Genomic DNA, 1,128 nt, shown 5'->3' on the forward strand with positions numbered 1-1,128 from the left:
CTGCTGCGTCGATTTCGGCACGTTGCGCAATCGTTCCACGATCGCCACCAGATCGACATCGTCGCCCGGCTTCGACGTGGCCTCTTCGCGTTTGGCGGTGCCGGGGAGCAGGTGGCTCGGCAGCTTTTCGAACTTCAGCCGCATGGTCGTCGCCACGCCTTCGCCGAAGGCGATGGCTTCGCGCTGGCCCATCGAGGACAGGAAGGCAAGCGTCGAGGCGGAAGAGTCGGCAATCGCCGAGCGGATGATCGCCTGGTCCTGCTCATTGGCAAGCCGCATGGCGAAGAAGGTCGAGCATTGCGACAGGATGGTCGGGTCGAGCTCGCCGGGGCGCTGGGTGACGACGCCGAGATAGCAGCCATATTTGCGGCCTTCCTTGGCAATGCGCGACAGCGCATGCCTGGTCGGCGCGAATCCGAGACGCGGGTCGGCCGGCATATAGCGGTGCGCCTCTTCGCACAAAAACAGAAGCTGCAGCTTGCCTTCGCTCCATAGAGCGAGATCGAAGGCCAGGCGCGCCAGCACCGAACAGACGGAATTGACCACTTCGGACGGCATGCCGGCCATCTCGAAGCAGGTCACGGGACGGCCATGATGCGGCACGCGGAAGATGTTGCCGATCGTCTCGTGGATGGTGTCCTCGATCAGGCGCGAGTTGAACATGAAGCGATAACGTGGATCGGCCGCCGCCGATTCGATGCGCGTCTTCAGCGATTTGAGCGTCGGGCGATCGGTCTTGCTTTCGAGCATGCCCATGCGCTCATCGATCTGCTTCAGCAGGTCGGCGATGCGGTAAGGCACTGGCGTATCGGCGGTCAGCGCATCGCTGCCGCGCCTGATATAGGAGCCCGAATTCGGGTTGCGGTAGAGATTCTTGGCGGCCGGGATCAGGTCGCGCAAGGCATCGATTTCTTCCGGCTCGGTCTCGCGGCCCCGGAACAGCACCTCGGCGAATTCCTCCAGCGTGAACATCCAGAACGGAAGATCCAAGGTTTTGGAATCGACCCTGACGCAGTATTCGGGCAGCGATGCCGCGAACTCGTTGTGCGGGTCGAGGATCAGGATGCGCAGATCCGGCCGTGCCGCGATCGACTTGCGCAGCAGCAGCGAAACGGCGGTGGATTTGCC

The 1,128-nt window shown here is 62.9% G+C and carries 1 protein-coding gene; it reads right to left on the minus strand.

Features of this window, described 5'->3' with window-relative positions; all coding sequences use genetic code 11:
• On the minus strand, positions 1-1,128 hold a 1,128-nt coding region (locus tag ENZ75_RS32535; RefSeq protein ID WP_164888208.1), incomplete at both ends, for an ATP-binding protein.

Source organism: Mesorhizobium sp. M7A.F.Ca.CA.002.04.1.1 (genome assembly GCF_004022805.1).
In the GTDB taxonomy this organism is placed as follows: domain Bacteria; phylum Pseudomonadota; class Alphaproteobacteria; order Rhizobiales; family Rhizobiaceae; genus Mesorhizobium; species Mesorhizobium ciceri.